At 65.5% G+C, this 16,660-nt stretch carries 10 protein-coding genes; 3 read left to right on the forward strand and 7 right to left on the reverse strand.

Annotated features, from left to right (window positions below; translation table 11 throughout):
• Positions 1-71 precede the first annotated feature (71 nt).
• The 4 genes from WME95_RS42970 to WME95_RS42985 all read right to left on the reverse strand — a co-directional run bounded on the left by WME95_RS42970 (position 72) and on the right by WME95_RS42985 (position 6,284).
• The gene (locus tag WME95_RS42970; RefSeq protein WP_437905048.1) at positions 72-842 is read right to left on the reverse strand and encodes a hypothetical protein; all 771 of its coding nucleotides are present in this window, start codon (positions 840-842) and stop codon (positions 72-74) included.
• Between the two features lie 370 nt (positions 843-1,212).
• Positions 1,213-2,601 (reverse strand): sigma-54-dependent transcriptional regulator, encoded by a 1,389-nt coding sequence (locus WME95_RS42975; RefSeq protein ID WP_437905049.1) that lies wholly within the window; start codon positions 2,599-2,601, stop codon positions 1,213-1,215.
• A 107-nt stretch (positions 2,602-2,708) separates the two neighbouring features.
• Positions 2,709-3,917, reverse strand: coding sequence for a cytochrome P450 (locus WME95_RS42980; RefSeq protein WP_437905050.1), 1,209 nt, complete (start codon positions 3,915-3,917; stop codon positions 2,709-2,711).
• A gap of 15 nt (positions 3,918-3,932) precedes the next feature.
• Positions 3,933-6,284: a proprotein convertase P-domain-containing protein gene (locus tag WME95_RS42985; protein ID WP_437905051.1), complete on the reverse strand. Its 2,352-nt coding sequence runs from the start codon at positions 6,282-6,284 to the stop codon at positions 3,933-3,935.
• 1,913 nt (positions 6,285-8,197) lie between these two features.
• Between WME95_RS42985 and WME95_RS42990 the strand changes: the two genes are divergently transcribed.
• From WME95_RS42990 to WME95_RS43000, 3 genes are all read left to right on the forward strand, one after another.
• Positions 8,198-8,668, forward strand: coding sequence for a DUF4365 domain-containing protein (locus WME95_RS42990; RefSeq protein WP_437905052.1), 471 nt, complete (start codon positions 8,198-8,200; stop codon positions 8,666-8,668).
• Positions 8,669-8,929: 261 nt separating this feature from the next.
• A complete protein-coding gene (locus WME95_RS42995; protein WP_437905053.1) occupies positions 8,930-9,289 on the forward strand; it encodes a transposase in 360 nt (119 codons plus the stop codon).
• A complete protein-coding gene (locus WME95_RS43000) occupies positions 9,289-10,431 on the forward strand; it encodes an IS3 family transposase (protein WP_437905054.1) in 1,143 nt (380 codons plus the stop codon). Before WME95_RS42995 ends, WME95_RS43000 begins: the two co-directional genes overlap by 1 nt.
• A gap of 199 nt (positions 10,432-10,630) precedes the next feature.
• Here the strand turns inward: WME95_RS43000 and WME95_RS43005 are convergent, their stop codons facing one another.
• From WME95_RS43005 to WME95_RS43015, 3 genes are all read right to left on the reverse strand, one after another.
• Complete coding sequence (locus tag WME95_RS43005; protein ID WP_437905055.1) at positions 10,631-12,229, reverse strand: DUF4365 domain-containing protein; 1,599 nt, start codon at positions 12,227-12,229, stop codon at positions 10,631-10,633.
• Positions 12,230-12,517: 288 nt separating this feature from the next.
• Positions 12,518-13,468 carry a hypothetical protein gene (locus tag WME95_RS43010; RefSeq protein ID WP_437905056.1) on the reverse strand — a complete coding sequence of 317 codons (951 nt, stop codon included), beginning with the start codon at positions 13,466-13,468 and terminating at the stop codon, positions 12,518-12,520.
• Positions 13,469-15,059: 1,591 nt separating this feature from the next.
• Positions 15,060-16,655, reverse strand: a complete 1,596-nt coding sequence (locus WME95_RS43015; protein ID WP_437905057.1) for an ATP-binding protein — start codon at positions 16,653-16,655, stop codon at positions 15,060-15,062.
• Positions 16,656-16,660: the final 5 nt, after the last annotated feature.

Here is a 16,660-nt window from a genome sequence, read left to right on the forward strand (position 1 = left end):
CCGGCGGGTGCGCGGCGGCGGCAGCCGCGGCACCCGCGTGAGCTGTCATCGGAGCTTGGCTCGCGGTTGGGTCAGTTGGCGATGAACGCGCAGCACCCGGCGACACAGATGTAGCCATCGGTGCAGCCGTCGCTGCAAGGATCCGCGCACGTCGAAGCCGACCCGCCTTCGCCGCCGCCGGGGTCGGAGCTGCCGCCGGCACCGTCGGAGCCGCCGCCATCGGTCTCGCCCGTGCTTCCGTCATCGGGGCAATCGTGCCCGCCGTCGTCGCCGCCCGGATCGCCGGAGCTGCTGCCCCCGGGGTCGTCCGAGCCGCTGCCGGGGCCGCCGTCGCAATGGCCAGGGCCGATGCCGCCCTCGTTGAAGTCCGCGAGCGCACCGGACAGCGCGACGGCATCCTCGGCCGCGCCGCCTTGCTTGACGCCGTACGGGAGCCGGCCGTCGGCGTCCTTGTTGTCGGCCATCCACGCCTCGGCGTCCGCGAGCGCCCCGTCCAGGGCAGCGTCGCTCGCGCCGCTACCCACGTTCAGCAGCGCGGCGATCAGCTGGTGGCACAGGATCAGGCTGGTGTCGCCCCGCGGCGCCGTCCGGAAGAGCTCCAGCAGCTCGGCCTGGGAGTACTCGACTCCTCCGATGGTGAGCTTTGATGTCGGCCAGCTCTCCTCGTGGTTCTTCCAGTAGCCCTGGGTGAGCGTACAGCCGTCGCCCTCGGACGGGGGCGGAGTCCCGACCACGTTGCCCCTCCCCTCGCCCAGGCGATCCGGATCGCCGTTCCCACAGGCGACGAGAGCGGAGCCAACCAGCGACAGACACCCCACGAGCACCAACCTGCCAAGCGTCATGATTCCTCCTGAAGTTGCGCATCGCGCGATGGGCGCTCCTCGCGAGGAGCGAGCGACATCGCGCGTGTCAGGCGGCGGGCATCGCGCCGGATCGGGGCGCACAGGCGACCCCGTTCCGGCGGGACCATGTTCTCGATCCACCCGCCCCAGCTGCAGCCCATGAGGAGCCGCGCTCTCGGTTCCTTCAGTGCCGGCCTGCGCTCGGCGCGGCTCATGTTTTTGTGGGCGCTCTCCGATTCCGTGTCGTTCTCGAACGATTGAATTTTTCCTTCACCAACACACGAGTGACCGAGATCACGTCAGGCCGTGAGATCCCGTGTCATTCTCGCTCGATCAAAATCTTCCTTCATGAGCACACGAGCGACCGAGATCACTTCAGCCCGTGACGATCCATCTTGTTGAGCAGCCCTTGCCGCGAGAGCCCGAGCCGCGCTGCTGCCTGGCTCCTGTTGCCCTGGGTCGCCCGGAGCGCGGCGGCGATCTCGCGCCGCTCCAGCGCCGCGATCTTCTCTTCGAGCGTCGCTCCCTCGGCCGGCTCGTCGTCGCCTGCCAAAGCCGCGGGACCGCTGCCTCGCCGGGCCGGCGAGAGGTCGTCCTCGAGGATCTCTCCCCTGCCCCCGGCCATCACGAGCGCGCGCTGCATCTCGTGCCGGAGCTCTCGCAGGTTGCCGGGCCAGTCGCAGGCCTCGAGCCGGCGCATCGCGCCGGGCGAGATCGCGGTCACCGGCGAGCGCGGCACGAGGGCCCGCGACAGGTTCAGGAAGTGCTGCGCGAGGAGCGGCAGATCGCCCACGCGATCCGCGAGCCGGGGCAAGGCGATCTCGATCCCGCGCACGCGCCAGTAGAGGTCGTCGCGAAAGGTCCTGTCCGCCACCATCGACTCGAGCGCTCTGTGGGTGGCCGACACGACACGGACGTCCACGGTCAGCGGGCGCGCCGCGCCCACCGGCAGGATCTCGCCCGTCTCGAGCACGCGCAAGAGCTTCACTTGCAGCGCCGGCTCCATGTCGCCGATCTCGTCGAGGAACAGGGTCCCTCCGTCCGCCTCGACGAACAGGCCGGGAGCGTCCTTGATCGCGCTCGTGAAGGCGCCTTTCCGGTGGCCGAACAGCGTCGATTCCAGGAGGGTCGGCGCGAGCGCGCCGCAGTTGACCGCGATGAAGGCCCTGTCCTTCCGGCGGCTCCTTGCGTGCAGGTAGCGGGCGAACACCTCCTTGCCCGTGCCCGAGTCGCCGGTGATGAGCACCGGCACGTCGGTCGGCGCCGCGCGCTCGCACAGCGTCCTCGCCTCGAGGAAGGCCGGGGACTGACCGAGCATCGCCGAGGCGTCGCCCTCGCGGGCGGCGAGCGAGCGCTCGAGCTCCGCCACCCGATCTTCGAGCGCGAGGCGCGCGGCGGCGCGGGCCACCACGGAGAGCAGCACGTCGGGGTCGACGGGCTTGGCCAGGAAGTCGTACGCGCCGCGCTCGACGAGGCGCAGGGCGAGCAGGGTCTCACCCGCGCCCGAGACGACGATCACCTTGGCCGCGGGCCGCTCGGCGAGGAGCTTGTCCGCGAGCGCCGCGCCTTCATCAGGGCGGCCCGACGGCGGGAGCATCAGGTCGAGCACGACGAGGCGCGCGCTGGTGCGGCGGAGCTCCGAGAGCGCCTTCGGGGCGGCCCCGGCCTCGGCGACGGCGTACCCCTCCAGCGCGAGCAGCTCGCGGTAGGCGTCGCGGAACCCCGGATCGTCGTCGATGAGCAGGACGGTCTCGGTCACGGGTGACCGTACCGCGTCACCAGGGCGCGGATCCAGGGTTGCGCGGGGCGGGGGGGCGGCGCTGTCCGTGCTTCCCCCGGCACGGCACTTCATTGCCCCGGGACGCGCTACGGGGCAGGGCGCGCGCACCGGACCGGCATCGACTTCACGCCGCTCACCCAGTTCGAGCGGAGCCGCACGGCCGGCCCGGCGAGCTCGAGATCGGGGAGCCTGCGCAGGAGCTCCTCGAAGGCGACCCGCGCTTCCAGGCGCGCGAGCACGAGGCCCAGGCACACGTGCGGGCCGATGCCGAAGGAGAGGTGCTCGTTGGGCGTCCGGCCGACATCGAATTTGTGCGGATCGCTGAAGACCGCTTCATCGCGGTTGGCCGAGACGTACCAGAGCACCACCTTGTCGCCGGCGGCGATCCGCTGCCCGTGGAGCTCGATGTCCCGCACGGCGGAGCGCCGGAAGTAATAGACCGGCGGAGTGAAGCGCAGCATCTCCTCGATGGCGGTCGGGAGGAGCGAGGGATCGTCGAGCAGGCGCCGGCGCTGGTCGGGGTGCTCGAGGAGCGCGAGCATCCCGTTGGAGATGAGGTTCTTCGTGGTGTCGTGGCCGGCCGTGAGCAGCAAGTTGAAGAAGCCACCGAACTCCGTGTAGGAGAGCTTCTCGCCGTCCACCTCGGCGGCCATGAGCAAGCTCAGCATGTCGTCCTTGGGCTCCTTCCGCCGCTGCTCGGCGAGCTGGTGCGCATAGGCGTTCATGTTGTGGAGCACGGCGTTCAGCTCCTCGGGCGTGACGCCATAGGCGGGATCGCTGGCGCCGAAGAACCGCGTCGTCCAGTCGAGCATCTGCTCCTGATCCTCGCGGGGGACGCCGATCACCTGGAGGATCACGGAGAGAGGCAGCTTGCCCGCGATGTCGCTGGCGAAGTCGCACCCGCCGCGCTCGCAGGCGTCGTCGATGAGCCTCGTCACGAGCTCCCGGACGTGGCTCTCGAGGCGCTGGATGACACGGGGCGTGAACCCCTTGCTGACCAGCGCCCGGAACCGGGCGTGCCGGGGCGGATCCATCATGATCATGACATCGGGGTTGTCGCGCATGTCCCCCGGCGGGAGATCCTCGATGAAGAGGCCGCGCCCCGAGCAGAACGCGGCCGGATCGCGCGAGATGCGGGCGACGTCGGCGTGCCGCGTGATCGCCCAGAATCCCCTGCCCGCCGGCTCGGGGTGCCAGTGGACGGGCGCCTCCCGGCGGAGGATCTCGAAGCGATCGTGCGGCGCGCCCGCGAGGTAGAGGTCCGGATCGAGGATATCGACGGTTTCAGGGGTCATCTGGGCAGGATCTCCTCAGGAGCTTCGCGTGCGCAACCGCTTGCGACGCATTCTGAGCAGCGCGATGAGCGCGAGCGCCGCAGGCCATGGCCACGGGGGCTCGTCACCGCCAGCGAGGCGGCACCCGCAGCCGCCCGTCGTGTCGCTGCTGGCGGGCGGGTCGCCGTTCGGGCTGGCGCCCGTGGTGCTGGCCGCCGTGGCGGAGCCGGTCCCCGCGCCGCCAGCGCCGCTGACTGTCGCGCCGCCTTCGCCCGTGGTGCTGCCGCCGCTCGTACCGGCGCCGCTGGCCGCCGTGGTGGTGCCGGTCCCCGCGCCGCCAGCGCCGCTGACTGTCGCGCCGCCTTCACCCGTGGTGCTTCCGCCGCTCGTGACGGCGCCGCTGGCCGCCGTGGCGCCGCCGGTCCCCGCGCCGCCGGCGCCGCTGCCCGTCGCGCCGCCTTCGCCCGTGGTGCTTCCGCCGCTCGTGACGGCGCCGCTGGTCGCCGTGGCGCCGCCGGTCCCCGCGCCGCCGGCGCCGCTGCCCGTCGCGCCGCCCTCACCCGTGGTGCTTCCGCCGCCGGTACCGCCGCCTTCGCCCGTGCTGCTGCGCGGGCAGCCCAGGACCGACACGTCGTCGATCGCGAGACCGGCGAGCTGGACGCTCGCGTCGCTGTCGAGGTGGAACACCACCTCCACTCGCTTTCCGGCGTATCCGCTGATGTCGGCGTAGTGCGTGCCCCATCCCGCGCTCTCCTGGAGCACCAGGTTGGAGCTACCGACGGTCGTGGTCATCGATGCGTCGAGGAACTCCCAGAGACGCCTGGCGTTCGCACCCCCGACCTCTCGGATCTCCACCCACCCGTGATCCGAGGAGGCGTTGTCGAGCTGGTACTTCATCGCCCAGCGGAGCTGGATGGGCGCCTGCACGCCGGACAGGTCGATCGGAGGGGAGACGAGATCCTGATTCGAGCTCGCGTTGTACACGCCCGAGAGGTTCGTCTTCCAGCATTGCGTCCCGCCGTTGCACGTCGCGATCGGCGCGGCGCTCGGTGTGCCGAGCGCCCACGCGTCGGCTGTGCCTGCGTGCGTGAAGCCCTGCGCGCCGCCCTCGAAGTCCGCCGATAGCCGGATGGACGGGGCGTCGCCGCTCGAGCACGAGAGCGCGGGGATCGGCGCGTCGCAGATCGTGAGGCTCCACGCGGACAACACGCCGAGGTTGTTCGAGTTGTCCGTATCGTCCCGGAGCGTGAGCGTCCACCGGCCTCCAGCGTTCTCCCCATCGAACCAGTGCAAGCGGTAGTCGAGCTCCGGCTGCACCATCATGCCGTTCAGCAGGGTGAAGTGTCCGGCCGGGAACGCAGCCTCGTCGTCGATCGTGATATCGAGGTTCGGGTAGGTCCTGTTGCCGATATCGGTGAAGAGACCGTTGGTGTTGCCGGCCGGCGAGACGAGGTACACGTCCACGTCGAGGGGCATGGGATGGCTGAGCCGGACGCTCACGTTCAGGTCACCGATACGCGGCGCGCCCGGGACGTTGATGAACGACGTCGTGGGCGCTCCGAAGACGATGTCCCTCGGCACGCTCGCGCTGTCGTACGTGGTGCACCCCACGCTCGGCGCCGCCGGATGCACGCTCACGCTGAGCCCGTAATCACCCGCCGTCACCGAGCCGGTCACGGTCACCCTGTAGGTGCCCGCTGCTTTGACGGTCGCGAAGATGGCGTCCGAGTAGGGTGTCTCGACAGGCCCGGATTGGTTGTCCACCTGGATGTCGAACCCGGACCCGAAGGGACCGATCGCGAGCGCGGCGGGGAACTGCGTGAGGTCGCGCGTTGGGTCCTGATCGAGGCTCGCGAAGAGGGTGTCGCCGGCGTTGAGGGAGAGCGAGTAGCTGTCGACATCGTTCGCGTTGGTGTGCGTGCCAGCGATCCAGCCGGCCGCGGGGAGCGCCTGCGGCGTCGTGTCGTTCGGCTCGACCTCCGCCGTGGGCGCGCCGCTCTGCACCTTGAGGTGGAGGTCGTAGGGGCGCAGCTGGGCGGTCGCGGAGGGCACGCGGACGCGCGCGTAGTAGGTTCCCGCGGTCGCGAGGGGCGTGCCCGCGATGCTCGGAGAGGAGCCCCCGAACGACCCGTTGAAGATGTCGGTCTCCAGCACGGTCGTGCCATCCTGACCGAGGATGTCGAGGTCGGCGTCCTGCGATGCGGTGGAAGACGCTGTCATCACGGCCGCGTAGACGCGGCTCCCGGCGGGCGCCTGGAACGAGAAGAGATCCGTGTCGCCGTCTGGAACGAGGTTGGCGCGTACGACCGTGTCGCTGGAGATGGCGTTCGCCTGCAACGCCGTCCCGTTGGGCTCCGCCTCCGAGGCGAGCTCTTGTCCGACGGCCAAGTGTGCCCTGCCAAGGCCGTCGCCTTCGCTCGCGCCGCAGCCGGCGAGGATCAACGTTACCGCCCCGAGTGCGGCGGACGAGCTGATGAAATCCCTGCTTCTCACGTCGTTTCCCTTCCGTTCAGCTGCCTCACAGCGCCCAGGCTCCGTGGCAGGGTAATATCATAGCTGCCGTCTCGACTCTGTGAGTGTCGACCTCGGAGCGGGACGCCTGAGGTACGTCGCTGTGCGCCCCACAAGTTGTGGCGTGAAGGCAGCGCCTTCGATACATGGATAAGCTGTTGATATAGCACCGCTTTTCCTGGGGAGCGGGAAGACGTGATCGGGCGGGTTTCCGCATGTTTCGAGGGGATCGAGGCCGGCGTCGACTTGGCGATCGTGGGCACTAACCCCGCGCTCTCTGGTCGGCCGGACGATTCCGTGACGCTCCCGGCGGTGCCCTCGGCGCTCGTGAAGCAGGCGGCGCAGACGATCGCTACTCGACCCGACGCGGCCCTGGCCACGCCTCCGGTGGGCAGCCCGCGTCAGGCGCTCGTCGCGACCTTGACGCAGACGATCGCCGCTAGCCATGCGGCGGGTACCTCGCGACCGCACAGATCGCCGCCCGTACACTCTCGGAGCTCCTTAGCGCCCCGCAGGCGACGCCGCGGGCAGCGCCGGTCGTCGATCTCGCCAGCGCCCGGCGCGCGCGAGCTTAAACCCATTCTGAACGCCATCGCGGCCGCGCTGGCCGCTGTCGCCGTCCACCAGGCCGAGAAATTCCGCCAGAAGGCGTACCGCCGCCGGGAGGTCGCCGTTGTCGACCCGCTGGCCGACGTCGCTCGTCGGGAACGGGCGTCGTCGCCTCACGGCGAGGTCGAGGCCCGCTCTCCTGGCGCTGCTCTGGCTGGTGGAGCCCCAGGAACGGAAGGTACTGATCCTCGTTGGCGAGGGAGAGTCGGAGGGCGAGGCTCCCTCGAAGCCTCGGGCGACCCCTCGGAACGGCGTTCTGATGGCTTCGTGAACGCCGCCTTGACCTCGCGATTGTGCTCAAACCGTGGCATTGCCTGAGGTGGTCGTCACCTTGCCGCCCAGACAGGGGCGCGCGAGCAGGTGATCGCGATGGCTCCGGACTACATTCCCACGGCTCCGCCGGGCGTCGAAGCTATCTCATTGCGACGCGGCCAGCGTTGTAAAAAAGCCTTGTGCGGAGGTGCACCAGCGCGGCTCGTGAATGGTCTAAAAGACTACTCTGCGGGACGTCACGGGGGCGCGGACATCAAGGCGGGCGGAGCCGGGACGGGTACGGCTCCAGAGTGGACAAGCGCAACCGTACGCTGGTAGGCTCCCCGGTCGCGCCGGATTAGTCCGCTCGGCTGTAGCCGGGCCAAACAGGTTGGCCTGGCCAACCAACACACTTCAGTCCAAAGTCCAGGCACTTACATCAACGCCGGGGCAGACCATTGACTGCACAACAATATAAATGACTGTTCTATGATCACTCAACTGCGAGACGTAACGGGTTACCGCGGAGAGAAAATCGTCGAACTGTGCCTAACGGACTACAGCTCTTTCTCGGGACCTCTGTTTAGGCCCGCATTTCTAGGGGACAAGTGGCCCGCGCTGGACTTTTATGTCGAACTGACGTCCGTGAAGGGCAGTCGACTATATTTTTTTGGTCAGGCAAAGTCCACCACAGACAAGCTCGCCACCAACGCCAAGAGCCTGCATATTTCCACAAAGCCCAACGACATCGAGCGTCTTCTCCAGACGCCAGGCCCAACGTACATACTTGGTATTCATGAGCCGACAAAGCGAGTGTTCGCAAGAGCGGTCCATGCCGGCACACCCAAAAAGTCGATATCTAGTATTCCAGTAAAGTACGAACTTACTGCCGCCAACCTTAAGATCTTACACAACGAGGTGGTGGCATATTGGTCGACAACGACTCACAAACCAGCAAAGTCGGCGTTCGGATGAGTAAAACAATCATTAATCATGGACTGGTCGCCCGTCGCGGCGAACTCATGGCAGAGCTCTTCCTTCAAGGACTGGACCCGCTCTTCGTGGGTCGCAATAGCGTGGATCTCGGATTCGACTTCATTGTCGGCTTTCGAAATCCGAGAGGAGGTTTGAATCTGGTTGCGGTCGAAGCAAAGGCCACCGGTAGACCCGTAAAAAGCAAATTCCAGATTTCGAGACACCTACACGACATTCTTTCAAAATCTAACGTTCCTGGCCTGTTACTGGTTGTCGATGTCAAAACAAATCGATATTACTGCGCCGAACTGACATCGCGTAAAGAAGATGAATACAAAGGGAAAGACACAATTTCCGTTCCGGTAGTTGAGCTAAACGAGGAATCTCGGATCGCGCTCGCCAAACGGCTGTCAAGCGCTCCATGACCTATTAGGTTTAGCAACCAGCGGTTACTGAAGGTAACGAATAGACGGGCTTAGCTCCGGAGGCGACGCGTGCAGATTTTTGTCAGCGACCCTCTGTGCCAATGTCGAGTGAGACAGGCTTCTCCTGGAAATCTGTGGTGAGAGGGCGGAGAATGGACCTGACCCGTGCCGAAGCCTTCCCATCTCCGATCCGTCGATCCTACCCCCGCCCCAGCGGCGCAGGGCACTGCTCCCCGCCCGAGTGGCGTCGCTGTCGAGACCATGCCGAAGGCGGGCAAGAGGCGGAAGTTCTCGGCGGCGGAGAAGCTGCGCATCGTTCGCGAGGCGGCCGCGTGCACCCAGCGCGGCGACATCGAGGCGCTGCTGCGCCGCGAGGGCATCTACAGCTCCCTCCTGACGGCGTGGCGCAAGCAACTCGCCCTCCACGGCAGCGAGGCTCTCGCGGGACGCAAGCCCGGCCGCAAGGCGAAGCAGGACGCGAAGGACCGGCGCATCGCCGAGCTTGAGAAGCGCTCGGCGCGGCTCGAGGAGAAGCTCGCGCTGGCTGAGAAGCTCATCGATCTCCAAAAAAAAGTCTCTTCCATTCTGGGCATCAACCACACGAACGACGAAGAGCGCTGATGGACATCATCGAAGAGCTCGATGACCCGCACGTCCCCATCGCCCAGGCGTGTGCGGCACTCGGCGTCAGCCGCGCCACGCTCTACCGGAAGACCCAGCCCGCGAAGCTCCCCGCGCTGACCGGGGCCGCTCCGAGCCCACGCCGGCTCAGCGACCCCGAGCGGCAAGCCGTGCTCGACGTGCTGCACAGCGACGAGTTCGTCGACCAGCCGCCGCCGGAGGTCTACGCGACGCTGCTGTCGCGCGGCGTCTACCTCGCTTCCATCCGCACGATGTACCGCCTGCTCGCGGCATCCGGCGAGAGCGGCGAGCGACGCGCGCAGCGTGGGCCGATGAAGCATGCAAAGCCGACGCTCACCGCCACGGCCCCCAACCAGATCTGGACGTGGGATATCACCAAGCTGCGTGGGCCGCTCCCTGGGGTCTTCTACTGCCTGTACGTCGTCCTCGACCTGTTCAGTCGCATGACCGTCGGCTGGCTGCTCGCCGAGCGCGAGAGCGCAGAGCTCGCCGAGCACCTCTTCGCAGAGACTGTCGCCCGCCACGGCGTCGAGCCCGGCTCGCTCACGGTGCACGCCGACCGCGGCTCCGCGATGAGGTCGGAGGGGCTCGCTCAGCTCCTCGGCTCGCTCGGCGTCGTTCGCAGCTTCAGCCGGCCTCACGTCAGCGATGACAACGCCTTCTCCGAGTCGCAGTTCAAGACGCTCAAGTACCAGCCCGACTATCCGGACCGCTTTACCTCGCTGGCTCATGCACGAGCGTGGTGCCAGGAGTTCTTCAGCTGGTATAACGACCTTCATCAGCATTCTGGCCTTGCGCTCTTCACACCTGCTGATGTATTCTACGGCCGCGTCGACGATATCGCGGCTCAGCGCCAGGTCGCCCTCGACACGGCCTACGCCGCGCATCCTGAACGCTTCCCGAACGGTCCGCCCGTCGTGCGCAGGCCGCCTGCTTCGGTAGCCATCAACCCGCTGTCCGTCGACGCCGCCGCATGCGAGGACGCGGCGCCGCCGCACACGGGCACGACCAGCGCCGCGCCCGAGCCCGCCGCGGCACCCTCCGCCGTGCTGCGGCCGCCCCGATCCCGACCGGTTGGGGCCCAGAGCCGGAACGCGCCCCTCAGCGCGATCCCCTCATAGGATTCTCGTCCGGCCTGTCTCAAACCCGTTGGCATTCTCCGCGACGGCTAGTAGGTGAGCGAGGTTACGCGGAGCCTCAGGATGCCGATTGAGACTGGATTCCATGGCTGGGCCGAAGCCGCAGCCGCTACGGAGCCCTCAAACGCTGACGTCGCGCCAGGAGCGCTCTGACGCGTCGGTTCCGTGAGCAGGAGGCGGATCATATCGAACCACCCGAGATCAGCTTTTCGGCGAGTAATGGTGGTTCAGGACCCTGCCTCGGAGGATTCCAGTCACGGAAGCATATTCTCACGGCGGCGTCATCGAGATGTATGGATCGCCGCCCGTTGCGAACTGATTTATTGTAAGATTCTACGAACGACTCGGAGCTTAAGAATTCGATGGTCGCATGGCCCAGTGGAATTGTGACATTCAGCAGATGGGCATCGCCGAAAGGGTCAATTTCTATGCTTACGGGTCCCGCGCCGGGTTGATATTCAATTATCGGGGCATCGTCGGCGAGGTCGAATTCGAAGTCCAGAACGGTGTCCCATGGTGTTCCCGTGCAAGCAGAAAAAAGTTTACCGATCTCGGGAAGCTCTCGCTCGTGAATCCCTTTTGAGAGGTCGAACGTGCCAAATCGACTGATGCGCGCCTGAACAAACGAGAGCCTCTGAAGAAGAGCTTCCCAAGATCGAAGGGTGATTTGATCCGGCTCGAGATTGCCCGCCGGCAGTCCAACTGGACCGAGTTGCACCCCTCCCGGAAGAATAACGAACACTTCAGACGTGGCATGGATTGCTAAAGCGAACCGTGTTAACGAGAGGGCGACGGCCACGTTTGGCGCTGGCTTTATCTCGAAGGAGAAGCTGAAGGTCACCCGGCGCTCCTTCGGGAACGAGATTGTCAGCCGTGCGTCCAATGGCTGCATGCTGTCTGCGGTGGTGAACGTTGACTGCTTACGTCCTGCCTTTAGGCGCCTCATCTCCAGGTACACCGTCTCGGTGTGAGTCGGACTTACTGCGCGGAATCCAAATCGGACACGCTCTTGGGACGGCACAGATGATATCGTGATGCTGGACACCGTGGCTGACCCGTGCGCGCGTTCCCACCAATCGGAGAACCGGACGCTTTTTATGTATTCAGCGTCGATGGTCACAGCACCTCCTTCGTCGAGCGCTCTCCGGAAAGCGTCTGCAACGACCTTGCCCTCGGGTGTGTTCTTAAAAAGAAATGTTGGCTTGAGTTTTAGCTTCCTACCAGCTGCTATCTGCGGCAACGCAATGTGCGCAACGGTCTTTCGCAGAGCAGACCGACCCGCCTCATCGGTCGTGTGCGCTCGTGGAAATTCAACGGAGACTTTTCCACGTTTACGTCGCCTCCATCCTGGAGATCTCTTATCAAGAGCCTTGACGATGGACGGCACATCCTGCCATACGCCGGTGTGACGGTTGACATCCCACAGCATAACGATAACCGGAGGCGTTGAATCTATCCAGTGCAGAAGATCCTTCACTTCGATCTCGCGATAGGAGATGGTGGCGGGAGATCGGCGAAGGACGTAAGCCTCTATGTCTTGCACACTCTTAACTTGGAAATAGAAGGATAGACCAGTGGAGCGCCCATCGTCGTATATCTGAACTATCAGGTCTTCGCCAAGATCTTCGCTGAATCGATTCACGTTCCAGTCAGAGAAGCAGTCCTGGATCTGCCCAAGACTGCGTTGCTCCTGTCGCTTTTGGGCCGAAAGCCGTCGGGATGCTAAGGATTCGGTGTGGGTACCTGGTGTGCGTCGCTGGCTCATGATTAAGTTCTCCATTCTACACGTTGGTTCTCGCTATAATCAGCTTCTCGTGCACGCCAGCTGGCGGTGCTCCCGGCGAACGGTTCCTGGGTCGATCACCCTGTGGGCGTACGCGGATTCCAGGGACTCCTCCTGCCGCTGGGCACGCCTCTCGCAACGCAGGTGAGTTCCCGCACGCGGGCGGGCGGGCGCGACGTGTCGCGACGTGTGGGGAGAGGGTGGAGGCAAGCTCAGTGAGAACGGCATCGGCGACGGCAGCGAGGTCGTCATACGGGCCCTTGGACCTCCCAGGCCCATGGCATCTCATTGTGCGCGCTTAACCACTGCATACTGACGAATGCCCCACTCGTACTCCAGTATGTTGCCGAAGATGCGCAGGCTAGGAAGGGGTCCGAGCTGCATGTTTATTAGTGCTAGCGTTGGGTTCGATGGAATTTTGTAATCGGGTCCGAGGACCTGCTCGAAGCCCCGAGAGACCACCTCTCGGAGCGCGTGGGATCGCTTATTAAGACCTAACACTTCAGGGAGTCTTGGAACGACATCCTCCGCAGCCTGTTGCGGGGACCGCATACGAGCTCCACGCTCCTGAAAGCCTTCAGTTTCGAGGCGCTGTAGGAGCCCTGCAAAGGTCGCAATATTGGGCCCTTGTACTGGCTCTGGATCGCTGTGGAAGCACACGTCGGCTGGAGAGGTGTACGAATATCTGTGGTTAGCGCTCGTCACTGGCGCATGCGGCGGAATCGTAATTAGATTATGAAACAGGCGCACGCGACTAATGTTGATCATGTGACGCGAATCTGTGATTGAAACAGGTCCGTACGACCAGGCCCATAGAGCGTAGTCTTCGGGTATGCTCTCAAGCGACCGTCGACGAAAGAATAGTGGTGCCAGATACGCGGCAACCTCTGATTGTGCCAGCCGGTGTAGCGCATTGTGCTGGAGTTCGTTTGCGTGTTTTGATGTGCGGTGAAGTTTAAAGAAGTATACCCCTTGACTCGTTGGTAGTTTGAGCTTAGTGCGATCCGTGATGATCGCGCTGGTGCTATCGGGCGTATAAAAATAGGAGCGCTTGAGCTGAACAAAGAACGGACAGATGGACGTGATACATGCGTCGTACCCGACGCCATTCTCCTCGGCTTGCGATATCTGACAGACCTGGACATCGGGACGAGACATCCGGCACCGCTCTAGAAGACGAGTGATATACGTGGCAATGTCGGCTTCCAAAAACTCGGGATCGCGATGTTGGCTCATTTGTGATGCTTTCTCCCGCTTCGCAGCGCCAGTCCAAATAGACCAGTTTAACTGATACGTGATTCGAGATGGGAATTGGATACATCACTTTCGCGGAGGGGGGGGGTGTAAAATACATAGGAGTCTGGGGTGGGTTGTTCGCCGTTAAACACGGCTCCCGTTCCCGAGGCACCCCCTCAGGTCCTTGCCACAGCTACTGCTATCTCCATGGCCGCCACCCTCTATGAGGCCAGCGGAGATACCGTCCCGTGTCAAGAGGACGTGACCCCGGTGCGTCTGTCTGCGGCAGGCAGGGGGCTGGCCGCCATGCTCCCGGCGATTGGCTTCTGGGTCGCGACTACTTCCCAGCTTGTCGAAGGATGGACGCCGATAGTGCATTGATAATATTGGCACATTGCTTGATTGATAGCTCATCGTGTTTAGTAACGAATTCGATCAATGGCACAAGATCGTCCACTGGAATTTCGCTGGAGCTATTGGGACTAAAGCCGCCTGATGCCGTCTGGTATCGATTACGAACAGATCTGTCACTAGGGTTCCAAGTGGCCGCACCAATTTCGATACTATGGCCGTTCCCTAGGTCATGTGCACGTTGAACTTTCATCCTGAGACCCTCCTTATCGTGGTGAAACCCGACCACCGCGGAGCACGATAGGTGGTTCAGGATGCCGCGCCAGTTCGCAGGTGCGGCATAGGTAGACCGTTCCCCAGTTCGTGTGCCTATACATCCACATGATCGCGCCGGGCGACGCGATGAGTCCGCATTGAGCGCAAGCAGGAGGAGATTCCTTCCCCACATGGACGAGGCTTGCTCGACCCCGGAGTTTGAGCGGTCCGCCTTTGGGGGCAGCAACATGCTCAGTTGTTCTGAGCGGCAGCACAAAGCCGAGCTTTTTCTTGTGCCCAAGCGCATTGGGAACCCATATGTGGTTTTCGCTGGTTCTGCGATTCGTCTCCGGTTTTTGTTCGGGTACGCAAGGGGGCTTTTCCCGGGACTTCTGCCTCATGTGCTGTACTCAGCTAGCTCGGAGATTCCGGGATCGTGCGCAGCGAGATCGCCCTGCTGAATGCCTTCTTGTGTCCTCATGGGGTGCGGACGACGTGACCCGAATGGCCCGGAAACGGGAATCGGAGCCGATGAAGCACTGCGGGGGATGGATGCCGCGAGGAGCATGGCTGTTACCAACCTGGGAGACACATGGAGGAGAGATGAGCGCTCCTTGCCGTTCGGCACATGGCGTTGGCGGTACCTGTCTGGCCCTTCCCCATGCTCTAGTTACCCCCATGGCCATCCGATTCTGCAAGGCCAGCGGAGATACCGTCCCGTGTCAAGACCGGGTATGCGCTCGGCGTGGGCCGCGACCACGGCAGGGAATGGGGCCGGCCACGCGGGGCTTTACCGCCGTCCGCATCTCTCGCGCCACATTGGCGGCGTTGGTCGCGTGCTCGCCAACTCTTCAGTTCATTGTTCCGTTCTTGTTGAAATATTCACGAGTCTCCGCCCCGCAAGGGATCACGGGACTCTCGCTCCGAGCCCCATGATCTAAGGAGTGCGACCTTCACCCCCTACCGCGCATCACGGTCATCCGCGTCACCCCGCCGCCTCCGCCGCCCTCTCGGGCCACCGCGCCTCGAAGCGCGCTCCGCCCCCCGGGGCGCGCTCATAGCGCAGCGCTCCCCCGTGCCGCTCCAGCCAGCGCGCCGCCACGGCCAGGCCGAGGCCCGTGCCCGGGTGCTTCGCGTCTCGCCCCCGCCCCGTCACGAACGGCTGGAACAGCATCGCCTCGATCTCGGCCGGCACCCCCGGGCCGTTGTCCTCCACGCGCACGACAACGAAGCCACCGTCACCCCGCGCGACCACCGCCCGGATCCGCCCCTCGGGGCTCCCGTCGAGCGCGATGGCCGCGTTCTGCAGCAGCGCCGTGGCGACGTCGAGGAACGCCCCGCGGTCGGCCTCGATGAAGATCGACCCGCCTGCCTCGGACGCCACCTCGATGGGCGGCGCGCCCTCGCCGACGATCTGCCGGACCTGGCTCGCCGCGAGCCGCAGCGTGGAGAGCACGTCGACCTCGCTCACCTCGAGCGGCCTCGGGCGGCTGTAGCGGAGGAGATCGTCGAGGAAGCGCCTCGCCCGGTCGACCTGGCCGCGCAGCGACGCCACGGTCTCGGGCCTGGCGCCCTGCCGCTCGAGCAGCTTCGCCTGCGCGGCGATGACCCCGAGCGGATTGCGGATCTCGTGCGCGACCGCGCTCGCGAGGCGGCCGAGCTCCGCGAGCCGCTCGGCCTGGTCGGCGCGCACCTCGACGCGCTCGATCTCGTCGGCGAGGTCGCGGACGCCGATGGGCCTCGAGAACAGCCGGCGCCCGAGGTGCTCCACGACGAGCATGCGCAGCGGATCGGACGGGAGCGCGGCGAGGAAGACGACGAAGGCGAGCCAGCCGAGCGACGCGCCGCCGCCCGGCGCGAGCGCGGGCAGGACCTTGAAGAAGACAACGAGACCGAGCGTCGAGAGGAGCGCTGTCAGGCCGGCATAGGCGAGCCCCTGCGCGAAGACGCGGCGGAAGCGGCCCAGCTCGCCGATGAGCACGGCGTAGGCCACGAGCAGGATGGCGAGGAGCAGGAGCGGCGCGCCGAGGAGCACGTCGCCGAGCCGGAGCACACGCAGCGCCACGACGAAGCCGCCCCCGAGCGTCGCGAGCACGCTGCCGAAGAAGAGCGCGGCGATGCGCCGCCGCTGGAGCCCTCGGGCCGCCAGCGCCGCGCGCCCGAGGTGAACGCCGGCCACGACCCAGGCGACGCCCATGACGACCGAGAGCGGAAAGAACAGCGGTCCCGGCGAGCGGGCGCCAGGACCGTAGAGGAGGCGCGGGTCGACGGCCCCGACCAGCGCGACCGCGGCGCTCACGGCGTAGGCCAGGACGACGGGGCGGCGCGAGGCGCCGGCGACGTCGGCGTAAGCGTGGGCGAGGCCCGCGGCGACGATGATCCCGCTCGGGATGACGTGCTCGGCGAGAACGAGCGTGCCGTCGGTCTCGAGGAGGATGAGCCCTGTCACCCAGAAGGCGAGGAAGAAGCAGAGCGCGACGAGGCCGCGGCCCACGTTGCGCCCGAGCCGCAGCGCGGTGACCGCGACGGTCACGGCAGCGGCCCAGAGCGGGTAGTACGCGAGAGCGACCAGGGATCTCACACGGC

This window comes from Sorangium sp. So ce327 (assembly GCF_051530205.1).
Taxonomy (GTDB): domain Bacteria; phylum Myxococcota_A; class Polyangia; order Polyangiales; family Polyangiaceae; genus Sorangium; species Sorangium cellulosum_B.